The 21,363-nt window shown below is 40.2% G+C and carries 13 protein-coding genes; all 13 read left to right on the forward strand.

The features are described 5' to 3' along the window. Positions 1–131: 131 nt before the first annotated feature. The 13 genes from VXM68_RS06965 (at position 132) to VXM68_RS07025 (ending at position 21,362) form a co-directional block, all read left to right on the forward strand. The gene (locus VXM68_RS06965) at positions 132–2,609 is read left to right on the forward strand and encodes a phosphocholine-specific phospholipase C (RefSeq protein ID WP_294187044.1); all 2,478 of its coding nucleotides are present in this window, start codon (positions 132–134) and stop codon (positions 2,607–2,609) included. Between the two features lie 191 nt (positions 2,610–2,800). Further along, on the forward strand, positions 2,801–3,175 hold the full coding sequence (locus VXM68_RS06970; RefSeq protein ID WP_367210880.1) for a LacI family DNA-binding transcriptional regulator: 375 nt from the start codon (positions 2,801–2,803) through the stop codon (positions 3,173–3,175). After that, the gene (locus tag VXM68_RS06975) at positions 3,142–3,786 is read left to right on the forward strand and encodes a substrate-binding domain-containing protein (protein ID WP_367210881.1); all 645 of its coding nucleotides are present in this window, start codon (positions 3,142–3,144) and stop codon (positions 3,784–3,786) included. The genes VXM68_RS06970 and VXM68_RS06975 overlap by 34 nt, the downstream gene beginning before the upstream one ends. Positions 3,787–3,934: 148 nt before the next feature. Further along, a complete protein-coding gene (locus VXM68_RS06980) occupies positions 3,935–6,283 on the forward strand; it encodes a GH92 family glycosyl hydrolase (protein ID WP_367210882.1) in 2,349 nt (782 codons plus the stop codon). 13 nt (positions 6,284–6,296) lie between these two features. Beyond that, positions 6,297–7,016 (forward strand): basic secretory protein-like protein, encoded by a 720-nt coding sequence (locus tag VXM68_RS06985; RefSeq protein ID WP_367210883.1) that lies wholly within the window; start codon positions 6,297–6,299, stop codon positions 7,014–7,016. A 10-nt stretch (positions 7,017–7,026) separates the two neighbouring features. After that, positions 7,027–9,321 (forward strand): GH92 family glycosyl hydrolase, encoded by a 2,295-nt coding sequence (locus VXM68_RS06990; RefSeq protein WP_294187055.1) that lies wholly within the window; start codon positions 7,027–7,029, stop codon positions 9,319–9,321. Positions 9,322–9,915: 594 nt separating this feature from the next. Continuing rightward, a complete protein-coding gene (locus VXM68_RS06995; RefSeq protein ID WP_367210884.1) occupies positions 9,916–12,615 on the forward strand; it encodes a TonB-dependent receptor plug domain-containing protein in 2,700 nt (899 codons plus the stop codon). Next, positions 12,558–12,854, forward strand: coding sequence for a hypothetical protein (locus VXM68_RS07000; RefSeq protein WP_367210885.1), 297 nt, complete (start codon positions 12,558–12,560; stop codon positions 12,852–12,854). Before VXM68_RS06995 ends, VXM68_RS07000 begins: the two co-directional genes overlap by 58 nt. 10 nt (positions 12,855–12,864) lie before the next feature. Continuing rightward, entirely contained in the window at positions 12,865–14,379 is a 1,515-nt protein-coding gene (locus VXM68_RS07005) for a RagB/SusD family nutrient uptake outer membrane protein (RefSeq protein ID WP_293953217.1), read from the forward strand. 14 nt (positions 14,380–14,393) lie between these two features. Next, entirely contained in the window at positions 14,394–15,500 is a 1,107-nt protein-coding gene (locus VXM68_RS07010; RefSeq protein ID WP_294187060.1) for a fasciclin domain-containing protein, read from the forward strand. A gap of 21 nt (positions 15,501–15,521) precedes the next feature. Next, positions 15,522–16,631 carry a DUF5007 domain-containing protein gene (locus tag VXM68_RS07015; RefSeq protein ID WP_294187061.1) on the forward strand — a complete coding sequence of 370 codons (1,110 nt, stop codon included), beginning with the start codon at positions 15,522–15,524 and terminating at the stop codon, positions 16,629–16,631. A gap of 12 nt (positions 16,632–16,643) precedes the next feature. Further along, positions 16,644–19,802 (forward strand): SusC/RagA family TonB-linked outer membrane protein, encoded by a 3,159-nt coding sequence (locus VXM68_RS07020; protein WP_312332320.1) that lies wholly within the window; start codon positions 16,644–16,646, stop codon positions 19,800–19,802. Positions 19,803–19,814: 12 nt separating this feature from the next. Further along, a complete protein-coding gene (locus tag VXM68_RS07025; RefSeq protein WP_294187064.1) occupies positions 19,815–21,362 on the forward strand; it encodes a RagB/SusD family nutrient uptake outer membrane protein in 1,548 nt (515 codons plus the stop codon). Position 21,363 lies beyond the last annotated feature (1 nt).

A 21,363-nucleotide genomic window follows, 5' to 3' on the forward strand; every position in this document is an offset into this window, starting at 1 on the left:
AAAAACAATCCCCGCAAATGAGATCAATCGTTTGCGGGTCTTTTTGTTAAAAACGTTACATTAAAAACGATAGCGAATGGATATATTCGCTTTAGACCATTGGATTTAGTAGAGAGATAACAAGTTTATTTATGGATAGCAGAAGAGATTTTATCAAGAAGGCTTCATTGTTAGCCGGTGTTTTTGGTTTGCAAAATGCCATGCCGGATGCGATACAGCGTGCATTGGCGATTGAACCTATAACAGGAAGTACCTTTTTAGATGCCGAACATATTGTCTTATTAATGCAAGAGAATCGGTCTTTTGACCATAGTTTTGGAACACTTCGTGGGGTTCGGGGATTCAATGATCCACGGGCGATTAAATTGCCTAGTGGTAACCCTGTATGGTTGCAGTCGTCGGCTGCAGGTAAGACCTATTCGCCATTCCGACTGGATATCAAAAACTCAAATGCTGCCTGGACCGGGAATTTACCACATTCCTGGGAAAATCAGATGGCAGCCCGTAATCAGGGAAAACACGATAACTGGATCGAAGCGAAGCGTCCGGGGGGAAAGGTCCTGAAAGAGATTCCTTTGACCATGGGTTATTATACACGTGAAGATATTCCTTTTTATTATGCATTGGCTGATGCCTTTACCATCTGTGACCAGCATTTCTGTTCATCTATTACAGGTACAACAACCAATAGGCATTTCTTTTGGACGGGAACCTGTGTGCCACATAAGGGGGCTAAACCATTGGTGCGGAATTCAGATATCTATTTTAACCGTTGGGCCCACTGGAAAACTTTTCCTGAGCGCTTGGAAGAAGCAGGGATCTCCTGGAAAGTCTACCAAAATGAAGTCAGCATAGAAAGCGGCTTAGACGGTGAGGATCTGTTGGGAAATTTTACGGACAATAATTTGGAGTGGTTTGCGCAATATCATATTGAATTCAAGAAAAGCCATCTTGATTTTATGCGTAAACGTGTGGCAGAATTACCAGCGGAGATTCAAGAACTAGAAAAGGCATTAGCGAATAATAGCTCTGAGAGTGTCCAGAAAACAAAGAATAAGCTTAAGCAGAAGCAGGAGCAGCTGAATAGCTACCAAAAACATTTGGCACGTCTTACGGATCATGCTTTTCAGCAGCTTCCTAAAGAGCAGCGTGCCTTGCATGAAAGGGCTTTCCAGACGAATGAGGGTGATTCTTTCTATCGCGAGACAAGCGTAGTGACACATGAAGGTGAAAAGATTAGAGTTCCTAAAGGAGATGTTTTACATCAATTTAGACATGATGTGAAATCTGGAAAGTTACCCGCAGTGTCTTGGCTTGTAGCACCACAAAGCTTCTCAGATCATCCGAGCGCCCCTATGTACGGTGCTTGGTATGTATCGGAGCTTTTGAATATTCTGACAGAGAATCCAGAAGTCTGGAAGAAAACTATTTTTATTCTGAACTATGATGAGAATGATGGTTATTTTGACCATATTCCTCCTTTTGTAGCACCTAATCCAGCAGATAGTAGTTCCGGAAAAACTTCGGCGGAATTGGATTATAGTGATGAATATGTGAGTTTAGCACAGGAGCTTGCCGATGGTGAAGAAAAAGGTAATGCAACGGAAGGTCCGGTGGGGCTGGGCTATCGGGTGCCTTTAATTGTAGCGTCACCTTGGTCAAAAGGCGGTTGGGTCAATTCGGAGATTTGCGATATCACATCGACGATTCAGTTTATGGAGCATTTCTTTGAAAAAAAGTTGGGCAAGCATGTGAAAGAGGAGAATATCAGTTCGTGGCGCCGGGCCATCACAGGTGATTTGACATCGGTATTTCGGAAAGCTGAAGGATCGAATGCTGTTAATTTGCCTTTCCTTGATCGGAATCAGCAGATTTATGCGATTGATCAGGCGAAAGCGAAACCATTGCCCAATAATTTTCATGTTTGGTCGAAAGAGGATGTAGCAGGATTGCGGTCTAAAGGTCATTCCACTTTACTGGCAAGACAGGAGAAAGGTCAGAAAAACTCCAGCGCGTTGGCTTACGAGCTTTATGTCAAAGACTCTTTTGCTAAGGAACACAATCAGATTCATCTGACACTAGAAGTTGGCAATAAGGTATTTGGTAGTAAATCGCTAAACAGTCCTTTTAATGTCTATAGTGGACCGAGCTATAAGGAAGGTGTGAAATTTTGGCCATTTGCAGTTGTCGCTGGGCAGGAACTAAGCTTTGACTGGAATTTGGCGGACTTTAAAGATCACCTTTACGATTTGACGGTGTACGGACCTAATGGTTTTATGCGCGGATTTAAAGGACAGGAAGAACCCTTATTTGTTGGTGCGACATATGAAATCGGGAAGAAAGGTATTTTGACTGGTAATCTTGTACTGGAGGTCCATAACAAAGGGAAAAAATCATTTCAAGTACATGTAGAAGATAATGCTTACAGCACTTGGAAGAAATCTATTGTACTTGCAGCAGGGAAATCTACGAAGTGGATTGTGGAATCTCATAAAACCCATGGTTGGTATGATATTACGGTACATGCTGAGAATACCAAATTTGTGCGTCAGTTTGCGGGTCGCGTCGAGACTGGAAGCCATTCGAAGACTGACCCGCAGTTGGGGTGATGTTTTGCCAATCTACATGTAGTCAGAAATATATTTTGGGGTAAAGGAGCCTTTGTTTGTTATTCATTGTCAGTCTAATTTTTTTGTATAATAATGAGCGGAATGTTAATTTATTGTCTGCTATCAATTGTAATTTCTGATATGTTCATATTTATTTTCTAATTTCACCTTAATTTTATGAAAATGCTTTTATGGCCAAATCAATTAAAGAAATTGCACAGGAGCTCAATGTTTCTAAATCCACGGTTTCATTAGTCATCAATCACAAAGCCGAGCGAGCTCGCATTAGCAAGGGATTGGAAAGCCGCGTACTTGCATATGTTGAAAAAGTTGGTTATAAGCCTAATGCGCTTGCAAAGAGTTTAGCAACAGGGCGATCAAATACCATTGGTCTTATTGTGGAAAATATTGGGGATTCTTTTTTGGGCCATTTGCTTTGTATGTTGAGGAATTATTCCGAAAAAAAGGGTATCACGTCCTCTACAGTAGTACCCTTGGAGATTCACAAAATGCGCGGGATATCATCGATTCAATGTTGGAAAAGAAGGTGGAGGGGATTATTTTAGCCCCAACAGTAGATCTCGAAGCGTATCAGCGAAAAATATTGGAACATAGGGTTCCACTAGTAGTTTTTGATAGAAATTCTCCAGAGGTGGAGACCCACTATGTGCACATTGATAATGACGTTAGTGCAAAAAAAGCCTGCGATCATTTGAAATCTATCGGTTGCCAAGATTTTGGATTAGTAACCATCGGTTCCGATCAGCCGCAAATGTTGGCGCGTAAAGGTGCCTATTTGGATTTTTGTGATACCTACGGTATGGAGCCTCGTATCCTGCAATTACCCTATCAAGCACTGAAGAAAAAGGGAACGCATATGTTGAAAAATTGGGCCGCGAAGCAGGCTGGATTAGATGGTCTCTTTTTTACGACAAATTATCTGTGTATCCTCGGGTTGAAAGCACTGCGGCCAGCGGATGAAAATCACTATTCCTTCCCGATGCTTTCTTTTGATGATCATGAGTTGTTTGATATTTTAAACCCCAAAATTTCCTGTATACAACAGCCATTAGAACCTCTGGCTAAAACATGTGTGAAAGTTTTGTTGAAGGAGATAGAACAGGGGATATCCAAGCCGAAAGAATATCTTATTGCAACCAAATTGATCAAACGATAGAATGCGATGGTGAATGGGTATGTAACAGTAGAATTGTAAAAATCATAAGACGCGCCTATTGAATTCCAGGTGGTTATTTTGATTTAATATTCTTTTTTATATCTTTACTAATACGTTTTAGTAGAAATATTTTTATATATCCTAAATAATGAAGAAATCTTTAAGTGTTTTTCTAGGGTCTTTATTGTCTTTTGGTTTGTTTTGCGCAAAACCGGTTTTGGCTCAGAAATTTAGAGGACAGCAAATGGATGCTGTCGATCTTGTTAATCCATTAATGGGTACCGAATCCAAATTTGAGTTGTCCAATGGAAATACCTATCCCTCAATAGCGCGGCCTTGGGGAATGAATATGTGGACTCCGCAAACGGGGAAAAATGGTGATGGATGGCAGTATCAATATACCGCTGATAAGATCCGTGGTTTGAAACAAACGCACCAACCATCGCCTTGGATGAATGATTATGGCGTCTTTTCTATTATGCCGGTTACTGGAAAGCCTGTCTTTGATCAAGATGAGCGTGCGAGCTGGTTTTCACATAAAGCTGAGATCGTAAAACCTTATTATTATTCGGTCTATCTCGCAGATCACGATGTCACTGCGGAAATGACACCAACTGAACGAGCAGCTATGTTTAGGATTTCGTTTAATAAGACAGACGACGCTTATATCGTGTTGGACGCGTATGAAAAGGGATCTGAAGTTCAGATTATTCCTGAAAAAAATATGATTATAGGCTATTCTTCGAAATATGCACGCGGCCCACTGCCTGCAAATTTTAAGAATTATTTTGTTTTGGTTTTTGATCAACCTTTTGCAAGTGTTGCTACTTGGGAAGGCAAAGAGAAAAAGGATGGGCAGCTTCAGATCAAAGGCGACCACACTGGTGCAATCGTCGGATTTAAGGTAAAAGATAAAACGAAACCCGTTCAGGTGAAAGTGGCATCCTCCTTTATCAGTGCCGAACAAGCCTTTTTAAACTTAAATGAGCTAGGTAACAAATCTTTCGATCAAATAAAAGAAGACGGACGTCAGATCTGGAACTCCACTTTAGGGAAGATTAAAGTAGAAGGCGACGATATTGATCAACTGCGTACATTTTATTCGACCATGTATCGGACTTTATTTTTCCCGAATAAATTGTATGAAATTGATGCGCAGGGTAAAGCTGTACATTACAGTCCGTATAACGGAAAAACACTTCCTGGCTATCTATTTGGAGGAACAGGTTTTTGGGATACGTTCAGAGCGTTATATCCATTCTTAAACTTGATGTATCCTTCTATCAATAAGGAAATGCAGGAAGGTCTCTTAAATGCTTACTTGGAGGGCGGTTTCTTACCTGAATGGAGTAGTCCTGGATATGCGGATATCATGGTAGGAAATAACTCTGCTTCGGTAGTGTCAGATGCTTACATGAAGGGATTACGTGGTTATGACATCAATACGCTGTATGAAGCGTTGCAGCATGGAGCCAATAACGAGGGACCAATGAGTGCTGTAGGTAGAAAGGGTGTTGATTACTATAATAGCTTGGGCTATGTGCCTTATGACGTTAAAATCAATGAAAATGCGGCGCGTACCTTGGAATATGCTTACGACGATTTTACAATTTATCAATTAGCAAAAGCGTTGAACCGTCCGAAGGCTGAAATAGATCTATATGCGAAGCGTGCACAGAACTACAGGAACCTGTTCGATCCGTCAACCAATCTTATGCGCGGAAAAAATAAAGATGGCAAATTCCAATCTCCTTTTAATCCATTGAAATGGGGGGATGCGTTCACAGAAGGAAACAGCTGGCATTATTCGTGGAGTGTGTTCCACGATGTTCAGGGATTGATTGACTTAATGGGCGGAGAAAAAACTTTTGTGAGCATGTTGGATTCGGTATTTGTTCAGTCTCCAGATTTCGATGATAGTTATTATGGTGGTATTATCCATGAAATTCGCGAAATGCAAGTTGCCAATATGGGACAGTACGCGCATGGTAATCAGCCAATTCAACATATGCCGTATCTCTACAATTATGCTGGTCAACCTTGGAAAACGCAATATTGGGTGCGTCAAGTGATGGACCGCATGTATAAGCCTACACCTGATGGCTATTGTGGTGACGAAGATAATGGTCAAACCTCGGCGTGGTATGTTTTTTCAGCTTTAGGATTTTATCCTGTTTGTCCAGCGACAGATGAATATGTGCTCGGAGCGCCATTATTTAAAAAGGCGACGTTAACGTTTGAAAATGGTAAGACATTGACCATTAATGCTCCTAAAAACTCTAGTGAAAATGTATATGTAAATGCATTGCAAATGAACGGTAAGGATTATGGGAAAAACTGGTTAAGTCACAAAGCTTTGCATGAAGGTGGGACACTACATTTTGATATGGAGGCAAAACCTAACTATACGAGGGGATCGTCCAAAAATGCTGCGCCATATTCAATGACAACAGACTTGCAAATAAATAATAAGGTGAAAACCAATAAAAAGAAATAATCACTGTGCTATTATGAATTTTAAAAAATTAAAAGGCGCTGCCATCCTATTTGGATTGTTGTACTCAAGTGGGATTTTCGCACAGGACAACTGGAAACATACAGAAAACGACCGCAAGGTGGCTGTGGATGTTGATAGTATCAGTAAAGGTGGATACACCTTGATTTGGATAAATAAAGACAAAGATTTTAGTGCTCCTTTAAAAGAAAGGTTGGTGGCGGCATATTTTACAAACTATCCTAAACTAGCCAAGAAATATAATAAAAAGACCATAAAAAAGGTGTCTTTCGTTATTGATCCGGACTATAAAGGTGTGGCAGCGACAGCGGGCGGGATTGTCCGTTACAGTCCAGCTTGGTTTGCTAAAAATCCAGGGGATATTGATGTGGTTACCCATGAGGTCATGCATATTGTACAAGCATACCCCGATGGGGCCGGTCCGTGGTGGATTACGGAGGGGATAGCCGATTTTGTGCGATTTGATGACGGAATAGACAATGCGGGAGCAAATTGGAAGCTGCCAGAATATAACGAAAAGCAGAAATACACCGATTCTTATCGCGTCACTGCACGATTCCTTTACTGGATTAACACACATGTAAAGAAGGATTTTGTCAAAAAATTGGATTCGGTAATGCGTAGCAATAGCTATAGTGATGCTTTTTGGAAAGTAGAGACAGGTAAAACTATTGATGAGCTATGGGCGGATTACATAAAAAATCCTACTATATAATCCATAAGCGATGAATATAAAAAGTTTAGTCTTTTTGGGATTAATTAGTGTCCCATATCTATTAAAGGCACAAGAAACCAAATTAGTTCAGTATGTCAAACCGCTCATCGGTACGGCAAGAATGGGACATACTTTTCCAGGAGCGACAGTTCCTTTTGGCGCGGTGCAATTGAGTCCGGATACCGATACTTTATCGTATGCAGTGAACGGCCGGTATAATGGTGATGTTTATAAATATTGTGCCGGCTATCAGTATGATGATCCTACGATTGTGGGATTTAGTCATACGCATTTTAGCGGTACCGGTCATTCCGATCTTGGTGATATACAGATTATGCCTACCCAAGGTAAAGTTCAGTTAAATCCAGGTACAGCTGATCGTCCTCAAGACGGTTATCGATCTCCATATAGCCATACAAACGAATTGGCCGAAGCCAATTATTACCGTGTTTTACTGGATAAACATCAGATTAAAGCAGAGTTGACGACGACCACGCGAGTGGGCATACATCGGTATACTTTCAACCAGTCTGATGCATCACATCTCATTGTTGATTTAACTGCTGGGATCTATAATTACGAAGGAAAAAATGTTTGGACTGTTGTTAAAGTACTGAACGATTCTACGTTAGTTGGATACCGTCAGACAAACGGTTGGTCAAGAACCCGCACCGTATACTTTGCCATAAAGACATCAAAAGCTTTTAAAAACTATGGGGCCAAGTATGAAGATGGAAAACCTGTGTATAATGGTTTCTGGCGTAAGTTTGATCAACAAAACAATTTCCCTGACCTTGCAGCGCACAATATTAAGCTACACTTGGATTTTGATACAAAAGCGCAAGAATCCATCCTGCTGAAAGTAGCTTTAAGTCCAGTAAGTATGAAGAATGCATTGGCTAATATGGAGGTCGAGGCTCCGGACTGGAATTTTGATGGGTACGTGAAGAAAGGTCAGGAGGCTTGGGAAAAGGAACTGCATAAGATAGAAGCTGAAATGTTGAACAAGGAAGACCTAGTCAATTTTTATACAGCCATGTATCATGCCAGCTTAATGCCAACGGTATATATGGACGTTAATGGTGAGTATAAGGGCTTGGATCAGGAGGTGCACCGCGCCAAAGGTTTTACGAATTATACCTCTTTTTCGCTATGGGATACATTTCGGGCTTTTCATCCCTTGTTGAATTTAATCAACCCTTCCCGTAATGCAGATATTGTGGCATCCATGCTGGCTCATTATGACCAGAGTGTATTGAAGATGTTGCCTATCTGGTCGCATTATGCGAATGACAACTGGTGCATGAGTGGCTATCATTCGGTGTCTGTTATTGTCGATGCAATACTTAAGGGCGTCTATAAAGGTGATGCAGAGGCGGCGTTAGCGGCATGCGTTCAAACAGCAAATACACGTCAGTATGAGGGTATCGGTGCTTATATTGACAAGGGGTATGTTCCTTCAGATGTATCGGGAACATCAGTTTCTAATACATTGGAATATGCGTATGATGATTGGTGTATAGCGCAATTGGCGAAAAAATTAGGGAAAGACGATATTTACACGACTTTTTCCAAAAGAGCTGAGAGCTGGAAATCACTCTATGATTCCTCCATTGGATTTATGCGCCCTAAGGATTCAGCGGGTAAATTTCAGGAGAAATTTGATGTGCTAGATACTCATGGACAGGGATTTATTGAAGGTAATTCATGGAATTACAGTCTTTATGTACCGCATCAGCCTACCAAAATGATGGCAGTCATGGGAGGTAAGCAGCGTTTAGAGACTTATTTGGATTCTCTCTTTACGATGGAATTACCCGATAAGTATTTTGAGCATACAGAGGATATTACGCGAGATGGTATTATCGGAAATTACGTGCATGGAAATGAGCCTTCCCATCATGTGGCTTATTTATACAACATCACCAAGAGTCCTTGGAAAACTCAAGCACGTGTCAGACAAATCATCCGAAATCAGTACCATAATGGTCATGCGGGATTAGGTGGTAATGACGACTGTGGACAGATGTCGGCCTGGTATCTATTTACTGCACTAGGTTTTTATCCGGTGGCGCCTGGGGAAGATAGTTATTGGATTGGCAGTCCTTTGGTCAAATCGGCCAAGGTTAATTTTGAAAATGGGCGTACGCTTTCCATAGTTGCCCGTAATCAGTCTGAGAAGAATGTTTACGTTAAATCCGTTTCTTTAAATGGGCGAAAATTAGCTGATTTGCGATTACCTTATCGTAGCATTATAGATGGCGGTGAATTAATCTTCGAGATGAGTAATAAACCGAATAGATAAGAGTAAAAGATAAAATCCTATAATGCACACCCCTCCTTTACGAGGGGTTTTTATTTTTCCTGCGGTCTGAAGGGATAGTGCTATCCACTTACTAGTCATTTAAGTACGAAGCTGTTCATTCGTTTTTTGATTCATGTGCAGAATGACGTTACAATTTGAAAAAAAATTAATTGAATCTGTCATTTTAGCAAAATCATATTTTATTAATGTAAAAAACCAGTTTTTGAGCTATAAACTGCTTAATGTTAATTACTAAACCAGTTTAGCAAACGGAAAAAATAACGCATAAAGTTTTTTTTTCTCATTTTTCTATATATCTTCATTATAACCAAGTGAGATAAGTGTAGACCAATTAAGCAAACCGATCCGTTTTAACATTCCATTATGTTCTGTTATGCTAAAACGTTTTTATATTTTATACTTAAAACCTTAAATTATGATATTAATTCTATTTGATACCGCATAATATAAATTTTTGAGAGGAATCGACCAATTTTCCTATCTCGAAAAATCAGTAAATTTCGCCTTATTTTTTAGGTGATTTTAACCAGTAATAGTAGAAAAGTAAAAATAACCTAATTATATATCATTTATATGTACATGATTAAAAAGAGGTATTTGGATAGGCTTATTCTTTTAGGGTGGTCCTGTGCCTGTTATTCTTTTGCTTTTGGTCAAGATAAGGTGTTATCACCGTCCGATAGTCTTAAGCTTCAGATTGGAACTTCGAAATTGGATTCTATATTTCAGATTAAAACTAGCCAAGTAAATCCAGTAGAACTAAAGAAACAAGCTTTATTACCTTATTCTTCCCTGCAGCAATACCTAAAAGGAAATAACACTGGACTGTACGTTACTGAGCCGTCCGGCGAATCAGGCACTAAGCAACCCATGTACTTTCGAGGCATCTCGAGGCCATTGTTTTCTGATATTGACGTATTTCAAAATCAGCCATTGGTTGTTGTAGATGGAATTCCTTTGGTCGGAGAACACCCCTTTGCTTACGCCGTACAAACGTATAATCTCGAGCGTATTGGGCCTGCGACCAATCTATTTGCAAATATTAATATCGATATGGTAAAGTCCATTGAAGTATTAAAAGATGTCGCTGCGGTGGCGATGTATGGTCCTAATGCTGCAAATGGAGCTATCGTCGTTCGTACGAAAGAGTATAAAGCCGATAAAAGCAACCGGATAGCGATCAACATGTATACGGGATTGGTTGATCGTCCACATGTCACAACGATCAATGGTGAATACGAAAACAAATTCAGAAAGCAATTTTATGATTTATATACCTCCAACGGCAAGTATGATGATGGAGATTCTTATCCAGTGTATTTGAGTGACTCGCTTAATATGAATTATTTTGGGAGATCCGATTGGACCGATTCTTATTACAATAGTGGTTTAGTATACAATTTGAATGCAAATTTATCCGGTGGTGGGCCACGTGCAAATTTTCAATTTGCAGCGGGCTCAACACAGGATAAGGGTGTGTCCGACCAGGTAAAATTGAATAAGTATTATGCCTTGTTTGGCCTGAATATGCGACCGATGACTTGGTTAACGTTCTCTATGCAGGCAAATATCACTCGACTCGATCGAAATCGCAACCTGAATCTGCGGGATAGATTTGCCCAGTTGGCCTATTTCCCAGATTTGTCTGCGCCTTTGTCACCTAATAAGGAGGTCTACAACGAGTATCTGAGCTATTATAAAAAAGGCTTTGATAATAACAAGACGAACGTTGTGCAGGGGTATGGAAAGCTGCAATTTGATTTTGGAAATTTTCATTTTCTTTCAACAGGAATGCTCGATTATAATGAGGGGTATCGGGATCAATTCTACCACAGTAAGTTGATGGAATCCAATAATTTTGCTTCAAACTACTATGGTTATAATCAGCGGGCGGTATTTGACAATAAAGCTCTTTATGATTGGAATATTAATGAAAGCCATACGTTAAACCTATTGGTTGGCAATAGTTTGCAATGGGATACTTATCGCTACAACTATGCTTATGCTTATAAAGGTGTAAATGATTTTATTAAGGTGAATCTGTTGGAAGACGATGCGCTGAAATCAAATTATCTCGAAGCGACGGCGTATCCAAAAGCGCTTATCTTTAAGTTTTTAGATCGCATACGTCATAACCTGGTCTCATTTTATGGAAAAGCAACTTACAATTATGAGGATAAGGTCGAAACATCGCTATTGCTTCGCTCTGACGGATCCTCTAATGCGCAACCGGATGCCCGCTGGATTTTTACGCCGTCCTTGTCGGTAAATTGGAATATTAAAAATAGCTACTTTACGACCAATACTGACCTGAAAGATCTTACCGCCCGTTTTAGTGTCGGACGTATCGGCCTAAACAATATGTTTGATGATTTTGCGCAAGGGCCTAATTATGTCGCTCAAATGGGATTTACGGGAAATCAGCTTATTGCTGGCTATAATGCGATTGCAGGGTTGGTACGGCCGTATGAATCGGGGTGGGTTGGTTATCATATTCCATGGGCTTATATAGACCAGGGTAATTTGGGTTTGGACTATGCGAATACACAGAAAAATTTTTATGTTTCACTGGATGTTTATTTGAAACAGACGAAGAACCAGCTAATTAATATTCCTTCATATAGCGAGTATGGCTATAAATCGAGCTATGCAGCTGGGATGAATGTTCAGAATATCGGTGCTGAATTGACTGTTGGACTAGATCCCATTCAATCCGATAATTTTAAGTGGTCTACAGCGCTCAATGTATCCCATAATCAGAATAAATTGAAGGCATTACCGAACGGTCTCGATAGGCTGGTTATCGGTAATAATCTTTTGGAGGTTGGCAAACCCTTAGACCAATATTGGCTGCTTTCCAACGACGGTATTTACAAAACTGATGCTGATGTGCCTCAGGGAATGACTTATAATGCGATTCAATTGCATGCAGGTGATCCGATATGGAAGGATCTAAATGGTGATAATATGATCAACGATGAAGATCGGAAACTGCAGGGCCATCGCTTGCCGGCTGTTTTTGGCAATTGGTACAACAATTTTTTCTTTGGCAAATGGGACCTGGGGGTGAACATGTATTATAATCTTGGTCGGGAACTCATCAATCAGGAAATGGCCAATCGTTTTGATTTTATCAATAATGAAGGTGCGAAAAGCCTAGACGCAATCAAGGAGATCACCTATTGGGAAAAAGAGGGGATTATGGCAAGTATCCCTTGTATAATCCTTGGAGTACGGTTATTGCTTATCAGGCCGATCAAGACCTTTTCCTAGAAAATGCCTCCTTTCTTAAAATACGGGCGATCACGCTGGGCTATAACTTAACATCTCTTTTGGCAGGCCGGAATCAAGCTATCAAAAATGCTTATGCTTATGTGTCTGCTAATAATGTTGCTACAATTACATCTTACAGTGGTGTAGATCCTGAGATCGTGGATTATACGGGTTATGATATTGGATCAAAAATGAGGATACCACGGATATATACGGTAGGAATAAAAGTTGACTTTTAAACGAAAAGAAATGAAAAGATATCATCTTATATGGAGTGTTTCACTACTTTTCTCATTACTTCTGGGAGGTTGTAAGAAAATGCTGGATATAGACTCTTCTCGAACGGTCAAGGAAGAGAATATGTGGAATGCTTTGGAAGACACGCGGGCAGGTTTGATGGGGATTTACGGTTTAACCAAAGCAGCTTTGGACGATAATAATGCTTATTGGCTGTATGGAGAGGTGAGGTCAGGGGATTTTGATAGCCCCACCCGTCAAGATCTTAAGGCAATTATTAAGAATGATCTCAAAGCAAATTATGAATCGTTGAACGCACTTTCGAACTGGAGACGTTGGTTTGCTGTAGTTAATGCTGCTAATATTTTTATGGAGCGCGCACCGGGAGTAAGAGAAAAAGATATGCGTTACACGGAAAACAATTTGGTCGTGGATATAGCTCAGGCTCGATTTTTACGTGCTTACGCTTACTTCAATATGGTCCGTATTTGGGGTGATGTACCCCTGATACTGAATTCACATGATGGAAATTTTGAGAATAAGCCCAAGGAGGATCGATTAAAACTGTACGCTTGGATCGAAAAGGAAATGTATGATGCGGCTCAATTATTACCTTATTCCTATAGTACGGGTGATGAACAGCAAATTGGGAACTACTACAATGAAGCATCTTCCAGATGGAATGGTGCGTTGGTCAGGAAACTTTCGGTATATGCTATCCTCGCACATTTGGCCGCATGGCAAGCCAATTATGCAGACGCGGCTTCTTATTCGCAATTTGTGATGGACAATTATAGTAAAGGAGGAGCCTATTACCTGTCGACTTCGTTTTTAACAGATGGCAATGGATTTTTCTTTGATAAGCGTTCCGAGCAGCTATTCTCATTTCCTTATATATGGGCACATGTGGAGGCATCGTTCACAGGACATATTGAAGAGTTGACGCTGGCTGCTCCTGTTGTCAATAAGACCGTACCGGATATTTATATGCCGAAGGAAATGATTTTAAAAACATTTAACGAAAAGAAGGACCAACGTTTTAGTATCGATACACTGGGAAATCCGACGACAGAAGTATATTTCCGAAACTTCAACGGCAAGTATCCCATATTTAGCAAAATCAAATGTATTATGGGAGGTTCTTCGGATCCCACCTTCCGCATATTTACCAGTGCGACAGTACTGACTCGTTTGGAAGATATTACGCTTTTACGCGCCGAAGCTTTAGCTGTGTTGGGCGAAAAATCGACGGCCATTGAGTTACTTAATGAAATTAGGGAACGCAGAGGGCTTAAAGTATATAGTGAGACGTCAAATGGAGATTTGGTTGACGCTATATTTTTAGAACGAAAACGTGAATTGATGGGTGAAGGACAGCGATGGTATGATATGATTCGACGGGAAAAGATAAAACATGACAATCCACAGTTAGCACAATTAATCGCTAGCGATGGGATTTATTGGCCAATTGCTCGAGAAATTCTCGCTCAAAATAATTTAATCGAACAAAATGCTTATTGGAAGTAAAGGAAGAACTAATTATGAAAAATAACCTATTTGTACGCGGTGTATATATATTTTTAATTACCGTCCTGCTGTATGCTTGTGCTAAAGATAAAGGATATTATTCGCCCATATCCCAAGAAGCGATATATAAAGGTAATTTATATAGTTATCTAAAAAGTAAGCCTGGAATATATGATTCTTTAGTGAAAGTAATCGATAGAATCGGTCTAGAAAGAAAATTGCAGGATAGCACAGTGACACTATTTGCGTTGACTAATGCCAATTTTCAACTAGCTATTCAAAACCTGAACAATACCTTAAGTATCTCTGACAAGCCTGCACAATACTTGAATTCAGTGAAGTATGAAATACTAGATTCATTGCTATGTCAATATATTATCCAAGGCAGAATTGCAAGTGATTCCCTCAATAGTCAGGATGGCAAGGACGTACGCGGTATTCGATATGGCTATCCAATGCATATTGGATTGAATAAGCAATCTTCATCTGGTTATATAAATGGAGGCCCTACAATTGTTGACTTTTCCGATACAAGAAAATCTGTTTTCAACCGTAACTGGGTAACGACTGAAACTAGTTCATTAAATATCCAAACAGACAATGCTGTTGTTCATGTATTGAACCCTGATCATGTGTTCGGTTTTAACAAATTCGTCAGTCAGATTATCTATATCCCACCGCCAGAAAATCTTTTCATAAAATTCAAAGGGATAGGTTCTGCGTCGAAGGAAGCTTCGGGTGGACCAAATGCGGTCGAAGCATCTAAATATGTATTCGATGGTAATCCAGAGACAAAGTTCTTTTTATCAAGTCCGGGACAGTTTTATTTGCAGTGGGATTTTCCTGTTGAGGTGCTAGCTAACAGTTATACACTTCGTTCAGCTAATGATATTCAAGATCGGGATCCAACGGACTGGACATTACAGGGACTTGATGGAGAAAGTGGGAAATGGATCTTATTGGACTCTAGACAAGGGGAGGAGTTTGACGAGAGGTTTCAATTGCGCGTATTCTTTTTTACAAATACGAAGACGTACAAAGCTTATCGTTTGAATATTGCACGTATGTACGGTGGTAATGATTTCCAGTTGGCAGATTGGACAATGAACCGTAATCAATAACCAATTTAAGAATGTATGGACATGAAAATTGCTAGAAAATTTAATACACTAAATAAGACATGCAACTTGGGACTGCTCATCTTGATGTGCGTCTGCTTAAATGGATGTAAAAAGCTTTACAATTTGCCGGATGAAAAGGAATTTTTAAGTGTCAACTTAACTTATGATGGAAAATCTTTTTATCCCATCTTGGGAAGAACCTCACTGATGGGGAATATTAATACCGATCATTCGACCACTCCGCTACGATTTGAAATTGTTAATCCCCGTTATGGCGATGGGCGACCTTATACCGATCTTTTTGAAGTCAAACCTGTCTATCGTTGGATTTACCGCTATGATGGTACTGAAAAAAATCTGGAAGAAATTGAGGCCAAGCGTCAGCTCGTGTATCGGCCTCTTTTTGAGGTTGACTCTACTGGTAGTTTTATTTTGTGGAATTCATCGACAAATGAGCTGATAGAGCCGCGTTCCAAAGACAGTATAGATCTGGTACAGAATATTCGGTATTTTGATTTAAAGGTCTCTAATTCTGGCGGTTCCACCGTAATTAAAGATTTTATGATTCTTCCTTGGCGTGTTCAGGATTATGAACCTTATTCGGATAAAAACCCCTATAATGGTGAAACTGCTCCAGATCCAAATGATCCTAAAAATCCAAAAAAGAAAAGTTATATCTGGCCTTCTTATATGAATGGGGTTTATGGGGAATTGTCAAATCAGTTATTACGCACGGATGATCAGTTTAAAGACCTAGTCGTCTATATCCGCAGATTTACCGGAGGGAATGGACATAATTTACGCTTTGTCTTTTTAAACAATAAGGGTGAGCCCATTAATCCGGATAGTTTTAATGAAACAAAGTGGAACGAACTGGTGCATGGCTTTAACATGAAAAAAACGGCTACTTATGTGCAATATGATGTAGCTTATCCAATTCCTCTAACAAGTTTTCCAACAAAGTATACAAATGGAAATAGCGCAAAGGTCGATTTTTCCTACTCCAGAAAGGGATTCGGCGGAGGTCTAATTACAGCCAATTTTGGGTTGAACTTTAAAATTTTTACTAAGGGGGATTGGGAGATTGTTTTCCATTTTCAAAGGGAGAATCCACGATTTGATAATGAATAATTGAAATTAGCTATGCAATTTAAGATATTTTATAACAGCTGCATGCTGTTGATATTGTGTGTGTTTCTTTCGGCGAAGGTTTTTGCGCAGACAGTCATTATGTCGGGTAAGGTAACAGATAACAAAGGAAGGCCGTTGGCTGGCGTCACAGTACGTTTTGGCAAATCTGGAAAAGAGGCAACCTCGACAAATTCCTCCGGGGCATTTAGCTTAACGACAGCAACAGGTACTTCGGTTGCCTTTCGATTAATTGGTTATGATGGAGCCACTATGACGGTGCGGTCCGACCGAAATGTAATCGTTCAATTAAAAGAGATCGATAATCAAATGGATGAAGTTGTTGTTAGGGGGTATGTGAAGCGTCCAAGAGAGACAACTACAGGGTCCTCGACTAAGATCAGTGGAAAAGAAATTCAAGATATTCCATCGGCCAATGTAGAAAATTTGCTTCAAGGCAAGGTTGCAGGGTTAAATATACAGGTAAATACCGGAGCACCGGGATTTAGAGGATCCACACAGATCCGTGGACTTTCGACCATCAGTGTGACAGGTAGCGGTGATCAGTCATTTCTAACCCCCACCTCACCGTTGTATGTGATCGATGGCGTACCAATGGATGCGGATAGAGCCAATGAACTTGGATTAAGCCAGCAGGGGCCAGGAATCAGTCCATTGTCATTAATTCCTCCTGAGGATATCGAAAGTATAGAGGTGCTGAAAGATGCGCAGGCTACATCGCTATATGGATCGTTGGCTGCCTATGGTGTGATCATTATCAATACGAAACGTGGTAATTCTGAGGTTCCCAGAGTAAGGTATACGGGTAATTTCTTCTTGAAAACGCCACCCCAGTTACGTCCAACTTTGGGAGGAAATCTAGAACGCCGTTTAAAACTATTGCAGATCTACGGAAATGCGTTGTCGCAGGATGACCTGGACCGAATTTCACAAACACCCATGTTGTCGGATAGTTTGAACGCTTATTATAATAATTCAACCAATTGGCAGGACCTATTTTATGCTACAACCTATAACCAAACGCATAATGTCGCAATTGATGGTGGGAACCAGAAGTTAAACTATAAGGCGAACCTGAATTATTATAATGAAAATGGTATTATCAAAAATACGGGTTTTGATCGCTATATGACCAATATGCGATTTGAATATTATCCCAACGAGAAATTTAAGTTTACAGCGCAGATAAGTGCTTCACTTGGCTCAAAAAGTAAGGGGAACGGGTTAGGTATTTTACAATCTGGTGTGGCAACAAACGGGATGACATCAACGTTGTTGCCTGGTCCGTCTTTTTATCTGGCATCCTCAGGATATAATTCAGCATTGAAGACCCGAAATGATAATTCGTCTAAATCGATCAAGCCTTTCATTGAAGCATCCTATGAAATTATTCCGGGTTTGCGGGCAACAACAACAATGAGTTATGAGTCTACTTCCGATAATGAAAACACGTTTACACCGGCGGCAGCAAATGGTCAATTTGCACAAATCTATGCTTATTATGGTCGATACAATTCATTGTATAATAGAAACTCTATCAATTATAGTCGCACGTTTAATGAAAAGCATACCGTATTTTTCAATCTATTCAATGAGATTCGAACCTTGGAAAAACAAGCAAATGCAACCTTACAGGCCCGTACACCAAATGATCAATTTGAAGGACCCCTTGGATTTGATGGCTATTTTTCCAAAGGAGGAGGATTATTGCGCCGTGGATTCGGAAAAGAAAGAGGATTATCTTTTGCAATCGCTGGGACTTACGATTACATGAAGAAATATGTGATAGACCTCTCTTACAGAATGGATGGGTCGTCACAGAATGGATTTGGAAACCTGTATACCAAAAATCCTGCTGTTGGTCTTCGATGGAATGCCTATCATGAGAATTTCTTGAGCGATGTGGACTGGATTAATTTGCTCTCCATTCGAACCAGTTGGGGGGTGAATGTTATGCCGAATAGTACCTTGGAGCGCGTTTACGGAAAATACGATATTGCAGGAAGCTATAATGATAAGATAGGCATCGGAATCAATTATGAACAAATTCCAAATCCTGATCTAAAACCGACAACAACAAGCCAGTATAACTTAGGTTTGGACCTCGCTTTCTTTCAAAATAGATTTGAATTGACTTATGACACGTATTATAAGAAAGTAAACAATATTCTATTTGAAGAACTACTTTCTTCGTCGCTAGGCTTTGAAAAGGTAAATAGCAACTCAGCTGCCATTGCCAATTATGGACATGAGTTATCTGTCATGTTAAGGCCTTTGACTGAAGGTCGTTTTACCATGTCCATAGGGGTGAACGGAGCCTATAACCGGGATGTTTTGTTAAAACTACCTGAGCACTATGGTGGGCAATTTGTTCGTTGGGAAAACATTGATAAATATAAGCAACATGTTGTTTTCAGGGTGGGAACTTCAACGATGTCTAATTACATGTTATTAAATCGAGGTGTATATAGCACCGATGCAGATGTACCTGTTGATCCGGCGACCGGACGACGTTATCGAATGGCCAATGGTACTGAATTTCAGGCTGGGGATCCAATTTTTGCAGATTTAGATGGTAACTATGTTTTAGATGAAAATGACTATGCCCGTACGGGGAATTCTCAACCTTTGATCACCGGTGGTATGCAATTGAATTTTAATTACAATCATGAAACCCTTGGATCTTTCGGTTTGAACTTATATGCATCCTATACCGCAAAACGTACCATCTTGAACAATGCCCTCGCAGAGCGATTGCAATTGATGAGTGATCCCTATGGTGATAGGACTGTAGTTCCTTTAGATGATATTAATATGTGGATGAAACCCGGCGATATTGCAAAGTATCCTTATGCTTACGATTTCAGAAGATACTCAAGTGTTAATCCGTTTCGGATGGATCAAGATCTTTGGGCTGAAGATGGGTCTTATTTTAAGTTAAATAGTGTGACGCTCTCTTACATGTTTACAAAAAATGCTATCAGAAGATATGGACTTGAGCGTCTACGGGTATATGTTTCGGCTGAAAATATAAACACATTCTCCAAGTACAGTGGACCTAATCCCGAAAATGTAAGCACGATGGGTAGGGATGCTTCTGGTGGTTATCCTGTACCTAGGCAATATAATGTTGGTGTTAATATTGATTTTTAATCGAGCTGTATTATGAAAATAAAAGGAAATATAGGAAGAATAGCGTTTGTCATATGTCTATGTACAACCGTCATGATGGGCTGTAAGAAATTTCTGACGGTGGAGCCGATTGACAGGCTTACGGGCAACAATTTCTATCAGTCAAAGGAGGATGTAGAAGCAAATATAGCACGTATCTACAGTCAATTTTTTGAAAAACTGAACGAGTCATGGGTAATCGGTGCCATTGGCGAGGCGAGGTCGGGAGAAATTTTTCCCTCCCCTACAGCTGGAACGGATCGCATGATACTTCGCGATCTGGGAACCAACGACATGAATGCCGTTTATAACAATACATTGAGTGGCGGTCGGTCAAGTGGTTACGCAATGTATCGGGTTTCTATCTGGGATACCTATTATAAAGTAATTCAGAGCTGCAATATACTAATTTCAAAATTGGATGAGGGAATTCCAGGTTTATCTGCCGCAGATAAAGACCGTTATAAAGCCGAAGCTACTTTTATGCGTTGCCTGAGTTATTTCTGGATGGTACGTCTGTATGGGGATGTGGTTTACTATACGGATGCTTACTTCGCAAAGCAACTCCCACGTGAAGATATGGTTTCTGTTATTAGTAAAAGTATCGATGACTTGGAATCTGTTAAAGATATGATGCCATGGACATTTGGGGAAGCTTCACAGCGTGGTGCGCGGGCAAGCCGAGGAAGCATTATCGCGCTGTTGATGCATATGAAGATGTGGAATGCGAATTTTGACTCGGCTAATGCCACGAAGTATTACGACAGTGTAGCAAGCCTTGGAAAGGAGCTGCGTGCGAGTGGTGTGCATCATTTGTACAAACTCACCCCGGAGGAATGGGCTAAGGTCTCAAAAGGACGCACGGAAGAATCGTTATTTGAATTCTACCGAACAATCAATTATAATGATCAGAACAATGCCTATGCGCCTTTGTGGGATCATTTTTTACGTTGGCCATATAAGTTCCCCCGCTATAACCAACAATTTAGCATTGCTTATTATTCCTCCATTTTTATGTCTCGGATTTATCCGTTAAATGGTCCTGCAGATAAGCGAAAAGAACTTTGGTATGAGGATATGTATGCGAATGATGGATTATTTGTTTTAAAGAAATTTGCAGCCAATGTCTTTGCTTCGGGTAATGAGGACTCAAATCCGGATAATACATTTATGATATTTCGCTATGCTGATGCGCTATTATTGGAGGCTGAAGCGCTGGCTAATTTAGGTGGCGCGCGCGAGGCCGAGGCAATCACAGTGCTTAATATAGTTCGAGATCGGGCAGAGGCTCCACGCTATGCCGGTGGCGGTACTGATCTGAAGAATTTTATTTTCGAAGAGCGTTGTCGTGAATTGATCGGAGAAGGGGTGAGATATTTTGATCTGATCCGGACGCGAAGGATACTCAATCCACAATGGACCATGAATCCCATGACAATTGACCAGTATAACCGTCGTGCATGGACCTGGCCTTTGGATGCTTCGGCCAAAAATTTTAATTCAAAGATCGTGTTGAACGATTATTGGACAGGAGGAAATTAAA

The sequence above is a fragment of the Sphingobacterium sp. R2 genome, assembly GCF_040760075.1.
In the GTDB taxonomy this organism is placed as follows: domain Bacteria; phylum Bacteroidota; class Bacteroidia; order Sphingobacteriales; family Sphingobacteriaceae; genus Sphingobacterium.